This is a genomic window from Pseudomonas fluorescens (assembly GCF_902498195.1).
GTDB lineage: Bacteria > Pseudomonadota > Gammaproteobacteria > Pseudomonadales > Pseudomonadaceae > Aquipseudomonas > Aquipseudomonas fluorescens_BU.
Genome location: NZ_CABVIY010000001.1, coordinates 372478 through 391529, shown reverse-complemented (window position 1 = coordinate 391529; position 19052 = coordinate 372478). Strand labels below are relative to the sequence as shown.

General features: G+C 63.1%; 19 protein-coding genes. 14 read left to right on the top strand and 5 right to left on the bottom strand.

The window, feature by feature from the left end:
- Nucleotides 1–8: 8 nt before the first annotated feature.
- On the bottom strand, nucleotides 9–2237 hold the full coding sequence (locus tag F8N66_RS01710; RefSeq protein WP_150768525.1) for a TonB-dependent hemoglobin/transferrin/lactoferrin family receptor: 2229 nt from the start codon (nucleotides 2235–2237) through the stop codon (nucleotides 9–11).
- Between the two features lie 242 nt (nucleotides 2238–2479).
- Here F8N66_RS01710 and F8N66_RS01705 point away from each other — a divergent pair, with 242 nt between their 5' ends.
- Genes F8N66_RS01705 through F8N66_RS01680 form a run of 6 tightly spaced genes read left to right on the top strand, consistent with a single transcriptional unit; the run spans nucleotide 2480 to nucleotide 7953 of the window.
- The gene (locus tag F8N66_RS01705; RefSeq protein ID WP_150768524.1) at nucleotides 2480–3238 is read left to right on the top strand and encodes an energy transducer TonB; all 759 of its coding nucleotides are present in this window, start codon (nucleotides 2480–2482) and stop codon (nucleotides 3236–3238) included.
- A gap of 16 nt (nucleotides 3239–3254) precedes the next feature.
- Nucleotides 3255–4325: a hemin-degrading factor gene (locus F8N66_RS01700; protein ID WP_150768523.1), complete on the top strand. Its 1071-nt coding sequence runs from the start codon at nucleotides 3255–3257 to the stop codon at nucleotides 4323–4325.
- 12 nt (nucleotides 4326–4337) lie between these two features.
- Entirely contained in the window at nucleotides 4338–5222 is an 885-nt protein-coding gene (locus F8N66_RS01695; RefSeq protein ID WP_150768522.1) for a heme/hemin ABC transporter substrate-binding protein, read from the top strand.
- Nucleotides 5223–5272: 50 nt separating this feature from the next.
- Nucleotides 5273–6256, top strand: a complete 984-nt coding sequence (locus F8N66_RS01690) for a FecCD family ABC transporter permease (RefSeq protein ID WP_191622902.1) — start codon at nucleotides 5273–5275, stop codon at nucleotides 6254–6256.
- Nucleotides 6256–7023 carry a heme ABC transporter ATP-binding protein gene (locus F8N66_RS01685; RefSeq protein ID WP_150768520.1) on the top strand — a complete coding sequence of 256 codons (768 nt, stop codon included), beginning with the start codon at nucleotides 6256–6258 and terminating at the stop codon, nucleotides 7021–7023. Before F8N66_RS01690 ends, F8N66_RS01685 begins: the two co-directional genes overlap by 1 nt.
- Before the next feature lie 48 nt (nucleotides 7024–7071).
- Complete coding sequence (locus tag F8N66_RS01680) at nucleotides 7072–7953, top strand: ChaN family lipoprotein (RefSeq protein WP_150768519.1); 882 nt, start codon at nucleotides 7072–7074, stop codon at nucleotides 7951–7953.
- 157 nt (nucleotides 7954–8110) lie between these two features.
- Here the strand turns inward: F8N66_RS01680 and F8N66_RS01675 are convergent, their stop codons facing one another.
- Nucleotides 8111–8500, bottom strand: a complete 390-nt coding sequence (locus tag F8N66_RS01675) for a c-type cytochrome (RefSeq protein WP_150768518.1) — start codon at nucleotides 8498–8500, stop codon at nucleotides 8111–8113.
- A gap of 180 nt (nucleotides 8501–8680) precedes the next feature.
- Here F8N66_RS01675 and F8N66_RS01670 point away from each other — a divergent pair, with 180 nt between their 5' ends.
- The 3 genes from F8N66_RS01670 to F8N66_RS31615 all read left to right on the top strand — a co-directional run bounded on the left by F8N66_RS01670 (nucleotide 8681) and on the right by F8N66_RS31615 (nucleotide 10668).
- Nucleotides 8681–9430, top strand: a complete 750-nt coding sequence (locus tag F8N66_RS01670) for an SDR family oxidoreductase (protein WP_150768517.1) — start codon at nucleotides 8681–8683, stop codon at nucleotides 9428–9430.
- A gap of 46 nt (nucleotides 9431–9476) precedes the next feature.
- Complete coding sequence (locus F8N66_RS01665; RefSeq protein ID WP_150768516.1) at nucleotides 9477–9881, top strand: cupin domain-containing protein; 405 nt, start codon at nucleotides 9477–9479, stop codon at nucleotides 9879–9881.
- A gap of 187 nt (nucleotides 9882–10068) precedes the next feature.
- The gene (locus F8N66_RS31615) at nucleotides 10069–10668 is read left to right on the top strand and encodes a phage infection protein (RefSeq protein ID WP_224790420.1); all 600 of its coding nucleotides are present in this window, start codon (nucleotides 10069–10071) and stop codon (nucleotides 10666–10668) included.
- Nucleotides 10669–10793: 125 nt separating this feature from the next.
- Here the strand turns inward: F8N66_RS31615 and F8N66_RS01655 are convergent, their stop codons facing one another.
- Nucleotides 10794–11624 (bottom strand): oxidoreductase, encoded by an 831-nt coding sequence (locus F8N66_RS01655; protein WP_150768515.1) that lies wholly within the window; start codon nucleotides 11622–11624, stop codon nucleotides 10794–10796.
- A gap of 130 nt (nucleotides 11625–11754) precedes the next feature.
- Here F8N66_RS01655 and F8N66_RS01650 point away from each other — a divergent pair, with 130 nt between their 5' ends.
- On the top strand, nucleotides 11755–12660 hold the full coding sequence (locus tag F8N66_RS01650) for a LysR family transcriptional regulator (RefSeq protein WP_150768514.1): 906 nt from the start codon (nucleotides 11755–11757) through the stop codon (nucleotides 12658–12660).
- A 270-nt stretch (nucleotides 12661–12930) separates the two neighbouring features.
- Here F8N66_RS01650 and F8N66_RS01645 read toward each other — a convergent pair whose 3' ends face one another.
- Nucleotides 12931–13650: a cysteine hydrolase family protein gene (locus F8N66_RS01645; RefSeq protein ID WP_150768513.1), complete on the bottom strand. Its 720-nt coding sequence runs from the start codon at nucleotides 13648–13650 to the stop codon at nucleotides 12931–12933.
- Nucleotides 13651–13802: 152 nt separating this feature from the next.
- Between F8N66_RS01645 and F8N66_RS01640 the strand changes: the two genes are divergently transcribed.
- The 3 genes from F8N66_RS01640 to F8N66_RS01625 all read left to right on the top strand — a co-directional run bounded on the left by F8N66_RS01640 (nucleotide 13803) and on the right by F8N66_RS01625 (nucleotide 16185).
- Entirely contained in the window at nucleotides 13803–14693 is an 891-nt protein-coding gene (locus F8N66_RS01640) for a helix-turn-helix transcriptional regulator (RefSeq protein ID WP_150768512.1), read from the top strand.
- A gap of 19 nt (nucleotides 14694–14712) precedes the next feature.
- On the top strand, nucleotides 14713–15030 hold the full coding sequence (locus F8N66_RS01635) for an NIPSNAP family protein (protein WP_150768511.1): 318 nt from the start codon (nucleotides 14713–14715) through the stop codon (nucleotides 15028–15030).
- A gap of 564 nt (nucleotides 15031–15594) precedes the next feature.
- Complete coding sequence (locus F8N66_RS01625; protein ID WP_150768510.1) at nucleotides 15595–16185, top strand: hypothetical protein; 591 nt, start codon at nucleotides 15595–15597, stop codon at nucleotides 16183–16185.
- Nucleotides 16186–16195: 10 nt separating this feature from the next.
- On the opposite strand, the gene F8N66_RS01620 is transcribed toward F8N66_RS01625, so the two are convergent.
- A complete protein-coding gene (locus tag F8N66_RS01620) occupies nucleotides 16196–17092 on the bottom strand; it encodes an autotransporter domain-containing protein (RefSeq protein WP_150768509.1) in 897 nt (298 codons plus the stop codon).
- Nucleotides 17093–17401: 309 nt separating this feature from the next.
- Here F8N66_RS01620 and F8N66_RS01615 point away from each other — a divergent pair, with 309 nt between their 5' ends.
- On the top strand, nucleotides 17402–18901 hold the full coding sequence (locus F8N66_RS01615; RefSeq protein WP_150768508.1) for a lytic transglycosylase F: 1500 nt from the start codon (nucleotides 17402–17404) through the stop codon (nucleotides 18899–18901).
- Nucleotides 18902–19052: the final 151 nt, after the last annotated feature.

The window sequence follows — 19052 nt, the reverse complement described above, 5'->3', positions numbered from 1 at the left end:
AGCGCCGATCAGATCTCCCAGATGACGTTCACCGCACCGTAACGCCCCGGCTGGGTCAGGCGACCGAGGCCGGTGGCGTTTTCATCGCGGCCCTGGACGTCACCCCAGCTCCAGTACTTTTGATCGGTCACGTTGAACAGCCCGGCGTTGATCGAGACCTGCTCGGTCACCTGCCACCAGGCGTTGAGGTCGAGCGTGCCGTAACCCGGGGTTTCGAACTGGCGGTTGATCAGCAGATCGGCATCGCCCGTGTGGTCGACGCGGTCCTTGGCCTGCACCAGGGTCCAGGTCAACTGGCCGCCATACACCCCGCTCGGCGCATCGTAGCCCAGACCCAGCACGGCCTTGAGCGGGTCGACGGTGTTCAGCGCCTGGCCGGTTTCTTCGTCCTTGCCACGGGCATAGGCAATCGAACCCAGGGCACGGGTGCCGGCCGGCATGAAGGCGTCGAGCTTGATGTCGCCCTTGGCTTCGGCGCCACGAATGGTCACCTTGCCGATGTTGCGTGGCTGGAAGGTCAGCAGGCCGGTGCCGTTCGGGTCCGGCACGGTGTCGGTGTCGATGAAGTCCTTGTACTTGTTGTAGAACAGCGCGATGCCGAAGCTGCCCAGGTCGTAGCGCCCGCGCAGGCCGAATTCGTAGCTGTCGCTGGTTTCCGGTTTCAGGTCCGGGTTGCCGATCTGCTGGTAGCCAAACTGCGGGTTGCTGAATTCGCCGAACATGTTGATCGCGCTCGGCGCGCGGAAACCGGCAGCGTACTGGCCGTACACGCTTTCGTGTTCGGTCAGCTGATAGGTCACGGCGAATTTCGGCGAGATGTGATCGTCGGTGATGCGCGATGGATCGGTTTGCGCCGGCAGGCCATTGAGGTACTCATCGGTGACATGCGGCGTCTGGCGGTAGTAGTCGTAACGCACGCCGGGCAACAGGGTCCAGCGGCCGATCTCGATGCTGTCCTGCACGAACAGGCCCAGGGATTCGCTGGTCGGGTCCGGGAAGTCACTGACCGGGAAGTTCTCGGTGGCCGGCACGGTGGCGCCGGTGTCCAGCCGCACTTCACTGCCCTTGCGCAGGTTGCTGGCCTCGATGCGCTTGACCTCGGCGCCATAGATCAGGTGGTGCCGGGTATCGGCGAGGGCGAATTCTTTATCCAGTTGCGTGTTCAGGCTCCACAGGCGCTCGTCGTATTGCGAGTCGCGGGTGCGCACGCGGTTCACCCGGGCGGTGGTCTGGCGCTGCTGGAAAGTCTTCTGGTTATTGCCGCTTTCCTGATAGTTCAGCTGCCATTGCAGCTGGTCGGCCAGCAGGCTGTCCAGGCTCAGGGTATGGGCCAGGCTGTAGCGGGTGCGGTCGATGCTGTCTTTGGCCGTGGAACCGAGAATCGCCGGGCTGGTCAGGGTGGCGCGGGTGACCACGTCGCTCAGCAGGTTGCTATTGGCGTCATCCTGATAACGCTCGTAGGTGAACTGCAGGCGGTCGCCTTCGGCGTAGTCCCAGCCCAGTTTGGCCAGCAGGTTCCGGGTGGTGTAGTCGAGCGGATTGGCCTCCTCGCGGGAAGCGCCGACGCCACCGGTGCCGCCCCAGGTATCGGTGGACTGGCCATCGCGACGCCCCAAATGCAACAGGCCGTCGACCGAACCTTCACGGGCCGCGAACGTGGCGCTGCGCTGCCAGCTGTCGTCGCTGCCGTCATAACCGGTCTTGAAGCGGGCGTAGGTGTCGTCGCCCGCTTCCAGGTAGTCGCCGGCATCCTTGGTCAGGTAGCTGACCGCCCCGCCGATGGCGTCGCTGCCGTACAACGAAGACGCCGGGCCCCGAATGATTTCCACCTGCTTGATGGTGTCGAGGTCAACGTAGTTGCTGCGCACGTCCTGGAACGGGCTGAAGAAGTTACTCTGCGGCATGCGCACGCCGTCGACCTGGGTCAACACGCGATTGCCGTTGATGCCGCGAATGGTTGCGCCCGTCGTGCCGAACCGGCTGCCCGTGCCTTCCACCGACACGCCCGGCTCATAGCGCACCAGGTCCTTGAGGTCCTTGTCGTTGTGTTGGTCGATTTCCCGTTCGTTGTGCACCGACACCGTGCTCGGCACTTGCAGCAGGGTCTGCTCGGTGCGGGTGGCGGTTACGCTGACGGTGTCGAACTGGGTAACGGGCTCTGCGGCCAGGGCCAACGATGGCGACAGCAACAGCAAGGACAGCCAGGGACGTTGGGCGAATGGCGGGCGGATCGACATCTGGGTTACTCCTGGTGGTCAGACAGCCGTCATGCGTTGCAAGGCCCTGGGACGGGCGTTTTCCAGCGGCTGGAGCTGTCCGGCATGTGTTTGATTTTGTTGGAAATGCGGCGTTTGAGGCCCTTCTGTGAAGGCCTGAACCAAACGCTTGCTTGGCAGCGGGGGGCGAAGATAAACGAGCTTGACACGCAAATGCAAATTATTATCATGTGCGTTCTTTTTAAGAATAAGTACGAACGTACATGAAGCACTTTGGGGGCTATCTGCTGCTGTCGGTCGCGCTGCATGTGAGCGCTGGCTGGCTATTGCGTGAGCTTCAGGCGGCGCCCGAACCCTTGGCCTGGCAGCCGCCGATGGCGATTCAGCTGGTCAGTCTTGAACCGCTGCCCCAACCCGTCGCGGCCCCCTCTGTGGTGCAAGAACCGACACCTCGGCCAGTGCCGCAACCGGTCACGTTGCCCAAGGCCTACGTGCCGGCCAAAGCGCAGTCCCTGCCCGTAAAACCCCTGCCCGTCAGCGCCCAACCGGCGATCGTCAAGACATCCCCATCGGCAAAGCCGCAGCCAGCTTCACCGCCACAACATGCCGAACCCCGTCCGGTCCAGCCCGCCAGCGCACCCGCTTCAACCGCGCAAACCGCCGCGCCGGCCCCGGCCAAACCGGCCGTCACCCTGCCTCCCGCCATGATCACCCCGGCACCGCCGCTCACGCCGGTGGTCAGCCTGCGCCCCAGTTTCGTGACCCCGCCACCGGCGCCGCGTTATCCGAACACGGCGCGCCGGCGCAATCAGCAAGGCATCGTGCGGGTCGAGGTGCACCTGGATGAACGCGGCCAGCAGCTCAAGCGCGTGCTGAGCCGTTCCTCAGGCGTGGACAGCCTTGATCAAGCCGCGCTGGAAGCGGTGGGCAACTGGCGGTTTCGCCCCGAAATTGTCGATGGCCGGGCCGTGCCCAGCCGCGTGGAAATACCAATAGAATTCGCCCTCACGGCGAACCGATGACCCTGAAGGAGTTCACATGACCGCTCAATCCACTGCCCTGTCCGAAGCCCCGGCGCTGTACCAGCAATGGCAACAGCTGCGCGCCGGGCAATCGGGCCTGCGCGCCCGCGATGCCGCCGCGGAACTGGGTGTCAGCGAGGCCGAGCTGACCGCCAGCCGCCTGGGCACCGATGCCGTGCGCCTGCGGCCGGAATGGGCGGCGCTGCTGCCGGCACTCGGCGAGCTGGGCTACATCATGGCGCTGACCCGCAACGAGCATTGCGTGCACGAGCGCAAGGGCGTGTACGCCGACGTGACGGTGATGGGCAGCGGTCAGATGGGCATGGTGCTGTCGCCGGACATCGACCTGCGCCTGTTCCTCAGCGGCTGGGCCAGCGTGTTCGCCATCGACGAGGCCACCGCCCGTGGCCCGCAGCGCAGCATTCAGGTATTCGACCGCCAGGGCGTGGCCGTGCACAAGGTATTCCTCACCGACACCAGCGAAGATGCCGCCTGGGCGCCGCTGGTCGAGCGTTTCCGTGCCGAGGAGCAAAGCGCCGAACTGAACCTGCAACCCCTGCCGGACGCCAAGGCCCCGCGCGCCGATGCTGACGTTGACGCTGCCGCCCTGCGCAGCGAATGGTCGCAACTCAAGGACACCCACGATTTCTTCGCCCTGCTCAAGCGCAACGACGTGGCGCGCACCCAAGCCCTGCGCCTGGCCGGTCACGAATGGGCCGAACCCTTGGCCACCGTCGAGCTGACCCACGTCATCGAAGCCGCAGGCAAGGGCGAGGTGCCGATCATGGTGTTCGTCGGCAACAAGCACTGCATCCAGATTCACTCCGGGCCCGTGAGCAACCTGCGCTGGATGGACACCTGGTTCAACGTGCTCGACCCGCACTTCAACCTGCACCTCAAGACCACCGGGGTGACCGAGCTATGGCGTGTGCGCAAGCCGAGCGTCGATGGCATCATCACCAGCTACGAAGGTTTCGATGCCGACGGTGAACTGGTCATCCAGCTGTTCGGCGTGCGCAAGCCGGGCATTCCGGAGCGTGACGACTGGCGTGCCCTGGCCGAAACCGCCACCGTCCTGATCGACTAAGGAAGTCTTGCGATGCGAATCAAATCACTGCTGGCCTGCGCCGGCGTGCTCCTCAGCCAGATGGCCGTGGCCGACGGCCTGCCCCAGCGCTGGGTCAGCGCCGGCGGAGCGTTGAGCGAATGGGTGGTCGCCCTCGGTGGCGAGAGCAAACTGGTGGGGGTCGACAGCACCAGCCAGTACCCGCGTTCGCTGCACAACCTGCCGGGCATCGGTTACCAGCGGGCACTGGCGGCCGAAGGCATCCTGGCGCTGAAGCCGGACATTCTGGTGGGCAGCGCCGAAATGGGCCCGCCGCCGGTATTGGCGCAACTGAAGGCCGCCGGGGTGCGTATCGAATTGCTGTCGGCCAAAGCCGATGTGCCTTCGCTGCAACACAACCTGACCGAGCTTGGGCAACTGCTCGGCAAGCCTGATGAAGCCAAGGCGTTGATCGCCGGTTATCAGCAGCGCCTGGAAACTCAGGCCGCGTGGGTCAAGCAGGCGCAACAGCAAAACCCTGCGCCTCGGGTGTTGATGCTGCTCAGCCATTCCGGCGGCAATCTGCAAGCGGCCGGCAAGGACACGCTGGCGGCCTGGATGATCACTCAGGCCGGCGGGCAGAACCTCACCGAACACAACGGCTACAAGCCCGTGTCCAACGAGGCGATGCTGGCCCTGAACCCACAGGTGATCATTTTTGCCGGTGGTCGTCTTGAAGGGGATGCGGCGCGGGCGGCCCTGCTGGAGCAGAATCCGATCCTCGCGCAGACACAGGCCGGCCGTGAAGGCCGGGTGCTGGTGATCGATCCGACGCTGTTGGTCGGTGGTCTTGGCCCACGGATTCCGGATGCCCTGACGAGATTGTCGAAGGCGTTCTATCCGTCGACAGCGATCCAGACTGCCGAGAACAACCGATGACGGCCATCGTTCGGCCCCGGCCGATGCTGATCGCTTTGGGTCTGTTGTTGCTGCTGGTGTTCTGGCTGTCGCTGGCCCTCGGGCCGGTCAGCCTGCCGTTGGGCGATACCTTGCTCGCCGGGTTGCGCCTGCTCGGGCTGCCGGTCGGCGGTGGCGATACGCAACAGGCGGAGCTGATCCTCGGTCAGATCCGCCTGCCGCGCAGCTTGCTCGGCATCGCGGTCGGCTCGGTGCTCGCCCTGTCCGGGGTGGCCATGCAAGGGTTGTTTCGCAACCCGTTGGCCGATCCGGGGCTGGTCGGGGTGTCCGGCGGTGCGGCACTGGGCGCGGCGTTCGCCATCGTTGGCGGCAGTATGCTCGGCGGTGTGCCGCCGGCGATCGAACCGTATCTTTTGTCGGTGTGCGCCTTTGCCGGTGGCCTGGTCGTCACGGCGGTGGTCTATCGCTTCGGTCGCAGCAATGGCCAGACCAACGTCGCCACCATGCTGTTGGCGGGCGTGGCGATGACAGCCATGGCCGGTGCCGGCGTCGGTCTGTTCACCTATCTGGCGGATGACGCCACCTTGCGCACCCTGACCTTCTGGAACCTGGGCAGCCTCAACGGCGCCAGCTACCCGCGCCTGTGGCCCTTGCTGATCGTGGCGGTGGGCGTGGCGCTGTGGTTGCCACGGCGCGCGGCGGCCCTCAATGCGATGTTGCTGGGAGAGTCCGAAGCGCGTCACCTGGGTTTCAATGTCGAGCGGATCAAGCTTGAGCTGGTGTTGTGCACGGCGCTGGGGGTCGGTGCCGCCGTCGCTGCCGCAGGCTTGATCGGTTTTATCGGGCTGGTGGTGCCACACCTGATGCGGCTGCTGGTCGGCCCGGATCACCGGGTGTTGCTGCCGGCGTCCCTCCTCGCCGGTGCCAGCCTGTTGCTGCTGGCCGATCTGGTCGCCCGCCTGCTGTTGGCGCCGGCCGAGCTGCCCATCGGTATCGTCACCGCACTCATCGGTGCACCCTTCTTCCTTTATCTGCTGGTACGGGGGCGTTCCTGATGCTGCGCGCCAACAATCTGCTGGTCCGGCGCGGCAGTCGCACGGTGCTGGCGGACATCGATATCGAGTTGCACCCGGGGCAAGTCCTTGGCGTCCTGGGGCCCAATGGCGCCGGGAAAAGCACCCTGCTCGCCGCCTTGTGCGACGAGCTGCCGGCCAGTGAAGGCAAGGTCAGCCTCGACGAGCGCCCACTCGCCGACTGGCCGGGCCAGGAGCGGGCCAGACGCCTGGCGGTGCTGCCGCAGAGTTCGAGCCTGAACTTCGCGTTTTCGGTCAATGAAGTGGTGGGCATGGGTCGCTTGCCCCACGCCAGCGGTCGGGTGCGCGATGCCGAAATCGTCGCCGAGGCACTCGGTGCCGCCGACGCCCTGCACCTGGCCGGGCGCAGTTACCTGGCCTTGTCCGGAGGCGAACGCCAGCGCGTGCACCTGGCGCGGGTCCTCGCCCAACTGTGGCCGGGCGCCAAGGGGCAGACGCTGCTGCTCGACGAACCGACCTCGATGCTCGACCCGCTGCACCAGCACACCATTCTGCAAGCGGTACGCGATTTCGCCGGGCGCGGCGCGGCGGTGCTGGTGATCCTCCATGACCTCAACCTCGCCGCCCGTTACTGCGATCAGCTGTTGCTGTTGCAGGACGGTCGGCCACACGCCTACGGCACGCCCGATGACGTCCTGACCGCCGACGCCCTGGAGGCGGTGTACGGGCTGCAAGTGCTGATTCACCGGCACCCGGAACGCGGCCACCCGTTGATTATCGCGCGCTGATACCGGCCCCCTCCTGTATGAGGGGGCACCGTCTAATAAGGAAAACCGATGCGCATTCTGCTGTTATGCCTGTTCAGCCTGCTGGCTGCCTGCCAATCCCACACCGTCTCGCCGCCCCCGGCAGCGATTGCCCCGGGTCGGGATCATGCCGATCTCGGCGTGATCCGCGAACTCGCCAGCGGGCGAACCCTCACGCCCCAGGAGCTGGTCGAGCGTCTGGCGGTCGCACCACGGGTGCTGGTCGGTGAACAACACGACAACCCCGACCACCATGCCCTGCAACTGTGGCTGCTGCGCGAACTGGCCAGCCAGCGTCCGCAAGGCAGCCTGCTGATGGAAATGCTCAACCCCAACCAGCAGGACAAAATCGACGCGGCCCAGGCCGCGACCCGTGCCGGCCAACCACCGGCCGACCCTTACCAGGCGCTGGCCTGGCAAGCGAACTGGGATTGGGGCGTCTACGGCGCACTGGTCACCTATGCCCTGCGCCAACCCTACCCGTTGCTGTCGGCCAACCTCGATCGGGCGCAGATCATGCAGATCTACCAACAGCGCCCGACCCTCACCGGCGAAGCGTCCACCACCCGACAGGTGCAAGCGACCTTGCTGGACGACATCCGCGAGTCCCATTGCGGCTTGCTGCCCGAAGCGCAAATGCCGGCGATGCTCGCCGTGCAGCAACAGCGTGACCGGCGCATGGCCGAGCGCCTGCTCGCGGCACCGACGCCGGCGGTGCTGCTGGCCGGGGCGTTCCATGTGCGCAAGGACCTGGGGGTGCCGCTGCACTTGAAGGACCTGGGTGCTGGCGAGGGTAACGTGGTGCTGGTGTTGGCTGAGGCAGGCAAGACGGTCAGCGCCGAAAGCGCGGATTATGTCTGGTATACGGCGGCGCAGCCGGAGCAGGATCACTGCGCCAAATTGCGGCGTTAGTCCGTAAACTGATCCAAAGTTTTTGGCGAGACAACCGTCGCCTTCGCGAGCAAGCCCGCTCCCACATTTGACCGTATTCTCCTGAAGAAACGGGATCTGATGTGGGAGCGGGCTTGCTCGCGAAGGCGGCGCCAGACTCAACACATCGAGTACTGACTCACGGTGTAGGAAAGGTCTCCAGATACGCCAGCAAATCATCGATCTTCTCCTGATCGCTGATCCCCCAGAAAATCATCCGCGTGCCCGGCACCACCGTCTTCGGTGCCTCGATGTACGCCGCCAGCTTCTCCCGGCTCCAGACAATGCCCGAGGACTTCATCGCGTCGGAGTATTGATAGTCCGTGGTGCTGGCGGCCGTCCGCCCCACGACACCGTTGAGTTGCGGACCAAAAAACGCCCTCGCCGACTCGCCGATCTGATGGCAGCCACTGCACATGCGCTTGAACAGTTTCCCGCCCGCCTCGGCATCACCCTGGGCGCTCGCGGGTGTGGCGAGCAGGCCTGCACCCAGGGTCAGGACGAGGGTCATCACGAGCGTTTTGTTCATTTACAGCTCCCGCGTGCAGCGAAAAAATGGCCGCCATTTGATCATGACCAGGGCGCCAGGCCCAAGCCCGCCGTCCATCCCGCCGATCCACGCCGCGCTTTCGCCCGCCTAGACTAGGCTACTCACAACGTACGTGACATGACCCCTCGCCACCCCACACCCACAAATGGAGGCACGATCATGAAAGTTGTCGTCATCGGCGGTACAGGCTTGATTGGAAAACAGCTGTGCACACTCCTGCGCGAAGGTGGACACGATGTCGTGCCCGCCACGCCAAGCACCGGCGTCAACGCGGTGACCGGGGAAGGCTTGCAGGCCGCGCTGCAAGGTGCCGACGTGGTGGTCGACGTCGCCAACTCACCCTCGTTCGAAGACGCCGCGGTGCTCGAATTCTTCGAAAAATCCACGCGCAATCTTGCCGCCGCCGAGCAGGCCGCCGGGGTCAAGCACCACGTTGCACTCTCGGTGGTGGGCACGGAGCGCATGCTCGAAAGCGGCTACTTCCGCGCCAAAATGGCCCAGGAAGAACTGATCAAGAAAGCCGGCGTGCCTTACTCGATCCTGCGCGCCACGCAGTTTTTCGAGTTCATCGGCGCCATTGTCCAATACAGCATGCAGGGTGACACCGCTCGCTTGACCTCGGCGGCCCTGCAGCCGATTGCCTCGGCCGATGTTGCCGCGGCACTGGCCAGCATCGCGGTGGCGGCCCCCACGGGCAAGACCGAGGAAGTGGCGGGCCCCGACAAGCAACCGCTGGTGTCGTTTGCCAAAACCTATCTGCAACACACCGGGGATGGGCGCGAAGTGATCACCGACGATAACGCCGGTTACTACGGCGCGGTTATCAACGACCAGTCGCTGACGCCGGGCGCCAACCCGATCCTCGGCAAGATTCACTTCGATCAATGGCTCAAGAGCACCAGCGCCTGACAGGCAGACACTGGCCCCCACCCTCTATCCTCATCAGGAGCGTCCCATGCGAACCCCCGTTCTTTTCGCCCTGCTTGCGCTGCCATTCACCGCCACCGCACCGGCCCTGGCTGCCGAAGCGCCGCACCCGGATGTCAAGGAAGTGTCGGTCACGGCACTGCCCGATTACCCCGGCAAGGAAGTCATGATCCTCACCGTCGAGTACCCGCCGGGCGGCGCCGACCCGGTTCATCGGCACGACGCCCATGGCTTCGTCTATGTGCTCGAAGGCACCATCGTCATGGGCGTCAAGGGTGGCAAGGAAGTCACGCTGACGCCGGGGCAAAGCTTCCACGAAGGCCCCGAGGACATCCACACCGTGGGCCGCAACGCCAGCCAGGACAAACCGGCCAAATTCGTGGTGTTTCTGTTGAAGGACCAGAAAAAACCGCCGGTGCTGCCTGCCGAATGAACATGACCGGCCATACCTGCGTATGGGCCGTTAATACCTGGGTGTTTGCCTGGACAACCTATGCATAAGTGACGGGATTTTTAAGCCAATTAAGATGCAGGCATCGAATGTCAGGGCTGCGAAAGCCGGGCATTCATGCCTGCCCGATTGTTGCTTGAACCCACCCCTGACTCATTAGGTGAACATGATGAACACCCCCAACCTTGTATTAGGCATTGCGCTCTTTTCAGCCCTCGGTTTTATCGCGGCGAACGCTCACGCGGCCGAATCGGGCGCCGGAACCAGCGGTGCCGATACCGCCGTGCACAACGTTGCCGAAGGCGGCGCCGACCGCATCAAGGAAAGACAACTGGCCGCGGACGGTGCGGACCGTCTCAAGGGCAATCAGGTGGCTGAAGGCGGTGCTGACCGTTTGAGAGAACGGCAACTCAAACAGAATCAGGTCGCTGAAGGTGGTGCGGATCGCCTGAAGGAACGGCAACTCGCTGAAGGCGGGGCCGATCGCCTCAAGGAACGTCAACTCGCCGAAGGCGGCGCCGATCGTCTCAAGGAACGCCAACTCGCCGAAGGCGGGGCCGATCGCCTGAGAGAACGGCAGCTGGCATCGGACGGTTCCGACCGCTTGAAGCAGAACAGCGTCGCAGCGGGCGGCTACAACTCAATGCGCGGTACACGGGTGGCGGAAGGCGGGTCTGACCGGCTGCGGCAGAATCATTACGCCGATGGCAGCAATGGCTACGATGCCAGCTCCGACGTGATGCCCTATTTCTGCCTGGAATGCCGCTGATCAGTCACCCAAAAAACCTGTAGGAGCGAGCCTGCTCGCGAAGGCGGTGTATCAGACAACAATGTCGTTGCCTGATGTACCGCTTTCGCGAGCAGGCTCGCTCCTACAAGTTTGGTGTGTTGCTGTCAGTCCTTGAAGTCCGTCGACAACGCCAGCTCATTCCACTCGGCCAACTCCTGTGCGACAAAGCGGTTCTTCGCTTCGATCCGCGCGATGGTGTCGCTGCCCAGGGCCAGGCGTTGCGGCGGATTCGGTGCATTGACCAGGGCCAGCATGGCCTCGGCGAACTTCTGCGGATCACCCGGCTGGGCGTGGTTGGCCGCCTCGGCATGCTTGCGCATCGCACCCACCGTCTCGTCGTAGTCCGGCAACTCCAGCGCCGTTTTCACCAGCGATTGCTCGTCGAGGAAGTCGGTGCGGAAGAACCCCGGCTCCACCACCGTGGCATGGATGCCCAGTGGGGCCAGTTCCTGATGCAGCGCTTCGGTGATGCCTTCCACCGCAAACTTGGTGGAACCGTAGACGCCCCAGCCCATGTAGGCCTGATAGCCGCCGATGGAGGAAATGTTGATCACATGCCCGGACCGCTGGCGGCGCATGTGCGGCAGGACTGCGCGGGTCACGTTGAGCACGCCGAAGACGTTGGTCGCGAACAAGCGCTCGGTTTCGCTGGCGCTGGTTTCTTCCACCGCGCCCAACACACCGAACCCTGCATTGTTAATCAGCACGTCGATCCGCCCAAAGCGCTTGATGCCTTCTGCCACCGCCTGGTGCGCTTCCTCCTCGCGGGTCACGTCCAGGCGCACGGCCAACAGGTTCGGATGATCGCCCAGTTTGGCGATGACGTCTTCGGGTTTACGGGCCGTGGCGATCACCGCGTCGCCGGCACGCAGCGCCTGTTCTGCGATCAGAGTGCCAAAACCACGGGAAGCGCCAGTAATGAGCCAGGTACGCATATCAACTCCTCCTGTCAGCGACCCGAGCGTGATTGCCGGGCCTTCTTGATGAGTTGACGCCACTGTAGATCTGCTCTACTGATGTGATAATCCCAATAATTTTGCATGGCTTTGTGAAAGGTGCTCACAAATGAAAACGCCCTCGGCGGCTGATCTCTCGATCTTCCTGTGCGTCGCCAGCCACCTGAACTTCAGCCGCGCGGCGGTCGAGCTGGGCGTGACGCCTTCGGCGCTCAGCCATTCGGTGCGCACCCTGGAGAACCGGCTGGGCGTGCGGCTGTTCAACCGCACCACCCGCAGCGTTGGCCTGACCGAGGCCGGTGATCGCCTGCATGCGCGTTTGAAACCGGCCTTCCGCGACATCGACGATGCCCTGGAAGACCTGAACAACTACCGCGACAAGCCCTCGGGCAGCCTGCGCATCACGGCCGGGCGCCAGGCGGCCGAACTGGTGCTGTTGCCGCTGGCCTGCCGGTTCCTGGAGGAGTATCCGGACGTGAAACTGGAGGTTGTGGCGGACGACGGCCTGGTGGATGTGGTGTCCGGCGGTTTTGATGCGGGTGTGCGCTTCGGCGCGCGGCTGGAGGCCGACATGGTGTCGTTGCCCATCGGTGCCTACATGCGCTCGGTGGTGGTGGGCTCGCCGGTTTTTTTCGAGCGGCACCCGGTCCCGCACACACCCGAAGACCTTCACGGCCTGCCGTGCATCCGCCATCGTTTTCCGAGTGGTTCGCTGTACCGCTGGGAGTTCGAGCGCGGCGGTATCGCCCAGGAAATCGAAGTCGACGGACCGTTGACCCTGGGCGACGTGAGCCTGATGGTCGGCCCGGCGCTGCAGGGCGTCGGTCTCGCCTACGTTTTTGCAGACATGGTCCAGGCGCCCATGGCCGATGGGCGCCTGATCCAGGTGTTAAGTGACTGGTGCCCCTTCTACCCCGGCCTGCATCTGTATTACCCGAGCCGCCGCCATGTGCCGGCAACGCTCAAGGCATTCATCGAATTCGCCCGCGCCGCCCGGGAGGACCATCCACGATAACCCTTCAATGGCCGTACGCCTTCCCTGTAGGAGCTGTCGAGTGAAACGAGGCTGCGATCTTTTGATTGTTTGAATGCAAGATCAAAAGATCGCAGCCTGCGGCAGCTCCTACAGGGACCGGGTAATCGGGAGGACCATCCACGGTAACCCTAATTGGCTGTACGCCCTCCTGTAGGAGCTGTCGAGTGAAACGAGGCTGCGATCCTTTGATTGTTTGAATCCAAGATCAAAAGATCGCAGCCTGCGGCAGCTCCTACAGGGGCAGGATGTTCAAACCTTGAGGTAGTCCAGGGTTTGCGCCGTGGTCCACAGGGCGTTGGCGATGTAGCGGTAGTTGATCAGCGCCGCCAGGTAACCGTCGCCTTCGGGGGTGGTCGGGCCGGCGGTGGCGTCGCGGACCACGGCCACTTCGAAGCCCTGCTCCAGCAGTTCACGCAAGTGCGACTCGACACAGAGGTTGGCCGCCATGCCCGCCAGGATGACCTGCGACACCCCGTGCTTGCGCAGTTGCAGCGCCAGGTCGTTGGTTTCCGGACCGTACACCTTGTGCGGCGAGGCAATGATGGTTTTGCCGTCGAGGATGTACGGCTTGAACTCGGGCATGAAGTCGGCGCCGGAGTTTTCAAAACCGTCGAGGGTCAGCGGCCCCTTGCGATCGAACATGCAGATGCTGTGCATGACCTTTTCCAGCGGCCCGCCGAAATGCCATTCGTGGTCGCACGGGTAGTAGTAATGCGGGGAAACAGCGACAGTGATGCCCGCGCCTTTGGCCGCGGCAAACAACTGGCCGAGGTGGTTGACCACGTCGTGCTCGACGATGCTCTTGCCGAACACGCTCCAGCTCACGCCTTCGGGGCTGAGGAAGTCGATCTGCGGGTCGATGACCACCAGCGCGGTGCGCGACAGGTCCAGCTTCATGCCCGGATCCGGCAATGCCGGCTCTGCCGGGTCGGCGTACGGGGAAGCGGTGCGAATCGAATCGTTGCTCATAGCGGTGGACTCCGGTCGTGGACGAAAAAATCGCTCAGTGCCATGGCACCCGCAAGGGGCGTTGATTACCATCGGCGAGCACTGCATCCTACGACCGCGCCCTGCCGCGCTTTTGCCAGGACGTGCAGAGTCTTTACCCGGGCGTCTCCAACATGGATATCCTTTCCGAATTCTTCGAACGCACGCACCTGCAGGGCCGACTGTTTTTCGCCGGTCCCGTGGACGGCACGCTGGTGCTCGACAAGCCGCCGGGCATGGCGTTTATCCATGTGATCAGTCACGGCACTGTCGACATGGTGCAGCCGGGGCTGCCGAAAATCGCCATCAGCGAACCCAGCGTGCTGTTTTGTCCCAGCAGTTGCCGTTATCAGCTGCGCTCCCGTTCCGCCCCAGGCGCGGAGCTGATCTGCGCCTCGTTCCGGTTCGGGCGCAATGCCCTGCAACCCTTCCCGCTCGGGCTCAAGGAAACCCTGGTGTTTCCCTTCCGCGAACTCGAAAACCTCGCGCCGCTGCTCGGCACCCTGATCAATGAATTCCAGGACCAGGCCCCCGGCCGCACCAAGGCACTGAACCTGCTGCTCGAATACATTTTTGTACTGCTGGTGCGCCGCTCGGTGAGCGAAGGCAAGATCGCCAGTGGCCTGCTGTATGCGCTTCAGGACGGACGCCTGGCAACGGTGTTCAACCGCATTCACCAGGCACCGGAAGCACGCTGGACGGTGGAAGAACTGGCCCGGCTGGCGAACATGTCGCGGTCGAAATTCTCGGCGTGCTTCACCCGGATCATGGACATCTCGCCGATGGGCTACGTCACCGCCTGGCGAATGAAACTGGCCCAGGACCTGCTGCGCGAAGGGGTGCAAATCAAGGTGATCGCAGCCTCGGTGGGCTACAGCTCGCAAGCCTCGTTCTCCCGCACCTTCCTCAACGTGGTGGGAGCGCCACCCGCCGAATGGCTCAAGCGCGATGCCTGTGGCGAGGACCTGCCGCAACTGACGGTGCGGGTGCTGCCCGATCCACCCAACGACTCAACCCATCACTAACCAATCAGAGAGAAAACCGATGGTCACGTGCTACCTCAAATATGTGCTCGACCCGTACAAGCTCGAAGCGTTCGAGCACTACGGCAAGCTGTGGATTCCCCTGGTGGAAAAATTCGGTGGCCAGCATCACGGCTACTTCCTGCCGTCCGAAGGCGCCAACAACATCGCCCTGGCCATGTTCACCTTCCAAAGCCTTTCGGCCTATGAAACCTACCGGCAACAGTCGGCGAGCGACCCGGACTGCATCGCCGCCTTCAAGTACGCCGAAGAAACCCGCTGCATCCTCAGCTATGAGCGCAGCTTTTTCCGCCCGGTGTTCGGGGACGCAAAACCCTGAAGTGGCTCAAGGCGCATCACTTGTGGGAGCGGGCTTGCTCGCGAAGGCGGTGTGCCAGGCGACATATAGGCTGAATGTGCCGGCGTCTTCGCGAGCAAGCCCGCTCCCACATGGGATGGGGATCTGCTCGTTGATCGAGTCCTGCGGTTTTTTTCAGCTAGCCTTTCAAGCCACAAGCAAGGCGGCCTTGTCGTCGACCTGATTGCAGGCTTGTCCACCCATTGTGGGAGCGGGCTTGCTCGCGAAGGCGGTGTGTCAGGCGACACATAGGCTGCATGTGCCGGCGTCTTCGCGAGCAAGCCCGCTCCCACATGGGATGGGGGTCTGCTCGTTGATCGAGTCCTGCGGTTTTTTTCAGCTAGCCTTCAAGCCACAAGCAAGGCGGCCATATCGTCCACCTGATTGCAGGCTTGTCCACCCATTGTGGGAGCGGGCTTGCTCGCGAAGGCGGTGTGTCAGGCGACACATAGGCTGCATGTGCCGACGTCTTCGCGAGCAAGCCCGCTCCCACATGGGATGGGGATATCGACACCCGATCCATAAACGCGCCTGAAGGAGCCCAGGATGTTCAAGTTCATCAAAACCACCGTCCTGGGCGGCCTGCTGTTCATTCTGCCGTTGGTGCTGATCATTGTCCTGATCGAAAAAGCCATTCACTTGCTGCAAGGGCCGGTGCAGAAACTGGTGCCGATGTTCTCCGGCTACAACGTCGCCGGGGTCACGCTGGTGAGTGTCGCCACGCTGGTCGGGCTGGTGGTGATGTGCTTCCTCGCCGGGCTGTTGGCCAGGACGGCCATCGCCAAGCGGGCCGTTGACGCCGTGGAAGACAAAGTGCTTGGCAACTTGCCCGGTTATCAGTTGCTCAAGGACGCCACTGCACGCATTGCCGGCATGGACAATGAAGAAGGCTCCCGGGTTGGCATGATTGCCGAAGGCGAAGGCTGGCGGTTGTGCCTGGTGCTGGACGCCGCGGGCGACTGGCTGGCGATTTACATGCCCGATGGCGGGCCGGCGGGCGGCACGGCCGGTGAAGTCAGGCTGATTCCCGCCTCCCAAGTGGTGATCACCGACCTGCCCTGGCTCTCGCTGCTCGGCTGCCTGCGGCGCGGTGGTCGCGGCACGCTGGACATCATGGCGCCCTGGTTGCCCAAGTGATCGCAGGGCGTCAAAAACTACAGGCCAACCCCACCGACACGCCGGAAACGTGATCGCCCATCACATGCCGCACCACCAGCCGCGTGCGGGTGATAAAAACGTCATAGGCACTGGAGTCCAACTCCAGCCCCACCCCGACGCTCGACAGCCGGTCAAACCCCAGCACCCCACGCTGATCGCCCAGATACTCCGAGTGGGAAAACTCCAGCACATAACGCAGCGGCCGCTGCAACGCCATCAAACCGGTGGGCGCGCGCCAGCGGCTATAGAGGTTGACGGAGTCGGCGATGGCCTGGCCGCCGATATCGTTCTTGCCCCCGACATTGCGCAAATTCATGTAGCTGTAACGCAACTCGACGTCGAGTTCGTATTCGGGCCGCACGCGCTCCAGGTCCAGCATCAGCGCCCCGCCCAGGCCCACGGCGGTCATGTGTCCGTTATCGAGAAACTGGATGTCGCGATCAAAGCGGCGATTGATGAACAGGCGCGCAGCGTTGATATCGCTGGTCAGGTAGCCCGCCGCAAAGTTGAAAATCGGACGCAGGGCCAATTCGTCGGTCAAGGGAAAATCCCAGCCGACACCCCCGGTGGCGGAGATGGAATTCCATTTCACCGGGATGGTTTGGGTCTGCTCGCCATCCGTGGCGACAAAGCGCGGGTCATAGCGGCTGTAGGCGAGCGCGCCCTCCAGGTAGAGCGGCGTGTCCTTGCTGAGCGTGGCACCGCCGCCCATCTGAGTCATGGCCAGGCTTGGGTTGCCGGCGCTGTTGTCGTTGATGCTCAGCGAACTGGAGGTCAGGTCCGGCGTCATGGCGTAGGACAGCATGGCGAGCATGCCATTGGCGCGCTTTTCCAGGTCCACGTCACGCAACCGTGACGTGTCCTCGGCGCTGACAGCGGTCGCCATCAACAGCCCCAGTATTTGAACGGCATAACGCGAGTTGCACATAAGCAGGCACCGGCGGAACGCGAGCTGTCCGCTGACCAGAAAGGCCATCAGGAAAAGTTAGGTATAGCCAAGAAATTTCCCGGCACCACGACCTGAGAGTCATCACGGGACGTTCTCGATGAATGGCCTGTCAACAATCGTCGCGAGGCACGCCACTTCTATCGCGATTTAAACCATCCACCGGCCACCTTTCGGGGCGGAAAATGGCCAGCCATTGGCCATACTGCAAGGTGACCCCCTCCTCCCTGCCGATCCCGGTGAGCAACCATGAACACTGTATGGCGCCGTTTTCACGCACTGACCCTGTTGCTGATGCTGTGCTGCCTCAACACCGCGCTGGCCCAGACCCCACCCGAACTGCCCGCCGTCGAGTTGACCCCGGCCGAAGAGGCCGAAGTACAAAAAATGGTGCTGCCCGTTCTGCCGGACTGGGTCGGGGATTTCGAAGGCATGCGCGAGCGCCGGTTGATCCGGGTGCTGGTGCCCTATAGCAAAACCTTTTTCGAACTGGATCGCGGACGGCAGCGCGGGCTGAGTTATGAACTGGGCAAGGGCCTGGAAGCCTGGCTGAACAAGACCCAGCCCTACGGGAAAAAATCCATGCAGTGGCGGGTGATGTTCATCCCCACCGCCCGCAACGAATTGATGCCCAAACTGCTGAAAGGCGTGGGCGACATCGCCGCCGGCGGCCTCACCGTGACCGAGGCACGCCTCAAGGACGTGGATTTCGCCGACCCCTTCGCCGTGAACATCCCGGAAATCCTGGTGACCGCCCCCGGCAGCAAACCCATGGAAAAACTGGAAGACCTGTCCGGCCAGGAAATTACCGTGCGCGCCTCCAGCAGCTACTACGAGCACCTTGAAGCCTTGAACGCCGCCTTCAAGGAGCAAGGCCTGGCGCCCATCGACCTGAAAGCCGCCGACGAAAACCTCGAATCCGAAGACCTGCTGCAAATGGTCAACGCCGGCTTGCTCAAGGCCACGGTGGTGGATCGCTACATCGCAAAAATCTGGGCGCCGCTGTACACCGACATGCAGATTCACGAAAACATGGCCGTGCACGAAAACTCCGAGTTTGCCTGGGCGATTCGCAAGGACAGCCCGCAGCTCAAAAACCAACTCGACGCGTTCGTCAAAACCCACAAGATCGGCACCACGTTCGGCAACAGCCTGCGCACCAAGTACGTCACCAACAGCAGCAAGCGGGTGCTCAACGCGACCTCCGAAGCTGAAATGAAGAAATTCCAGGAGATGGTGGAGATCTTCAATCGCCACGCCAGCACCTATGGTTTCGATCACCTGATGCTCATGGCCCAGGGTTTCCAGGAATCGCAACTCGATCAGAAAGCCCGCAGCCCCCGGGGCGCAGTCGGTGTCATGCAATTGCTGCCGACAACGGCCAGGGACCCGACGGTGGCCATCGGCGACATCGACAAGAGTGCCGACAGAAACATCGAGGCGGGCAGCAAGTACATGCGCCTGCTCGCGGACAAGTACCTGAACGACCCGCAGTTGACGCAGATGAACAGAACCCTGATGACCTTCGCCGCCTATAACGCCGGGCCCGGGAACCTGCGAAAATTTCGTGCACTGGCAGAAAAGTCCAATCTGGACAAAAACGTCTGGTTCGGTAATGTAGAGCAAGCAGCGGCACAGGTGGTCGGCCGGGAAACCGTGGATTACGTCGGCAACATCTACAAGTACTACGTGGCCTACAAACTTGTAGAAGAAAAAACCGCCTCTACCCCTGCAAAGGCCACTCCATGATGGCAGATGGCTGCTGCACCGCAGGTCAAGAACCCCCTTAAATAGCGCCTTACAGCCTGGAAAACGCTAAATATCGACCTACGCTAAACGTGTCCAATAGTGGGCTATTTGTACAAAGGATTGGTTCAACACGCTGTTTGGTTGAGGACTT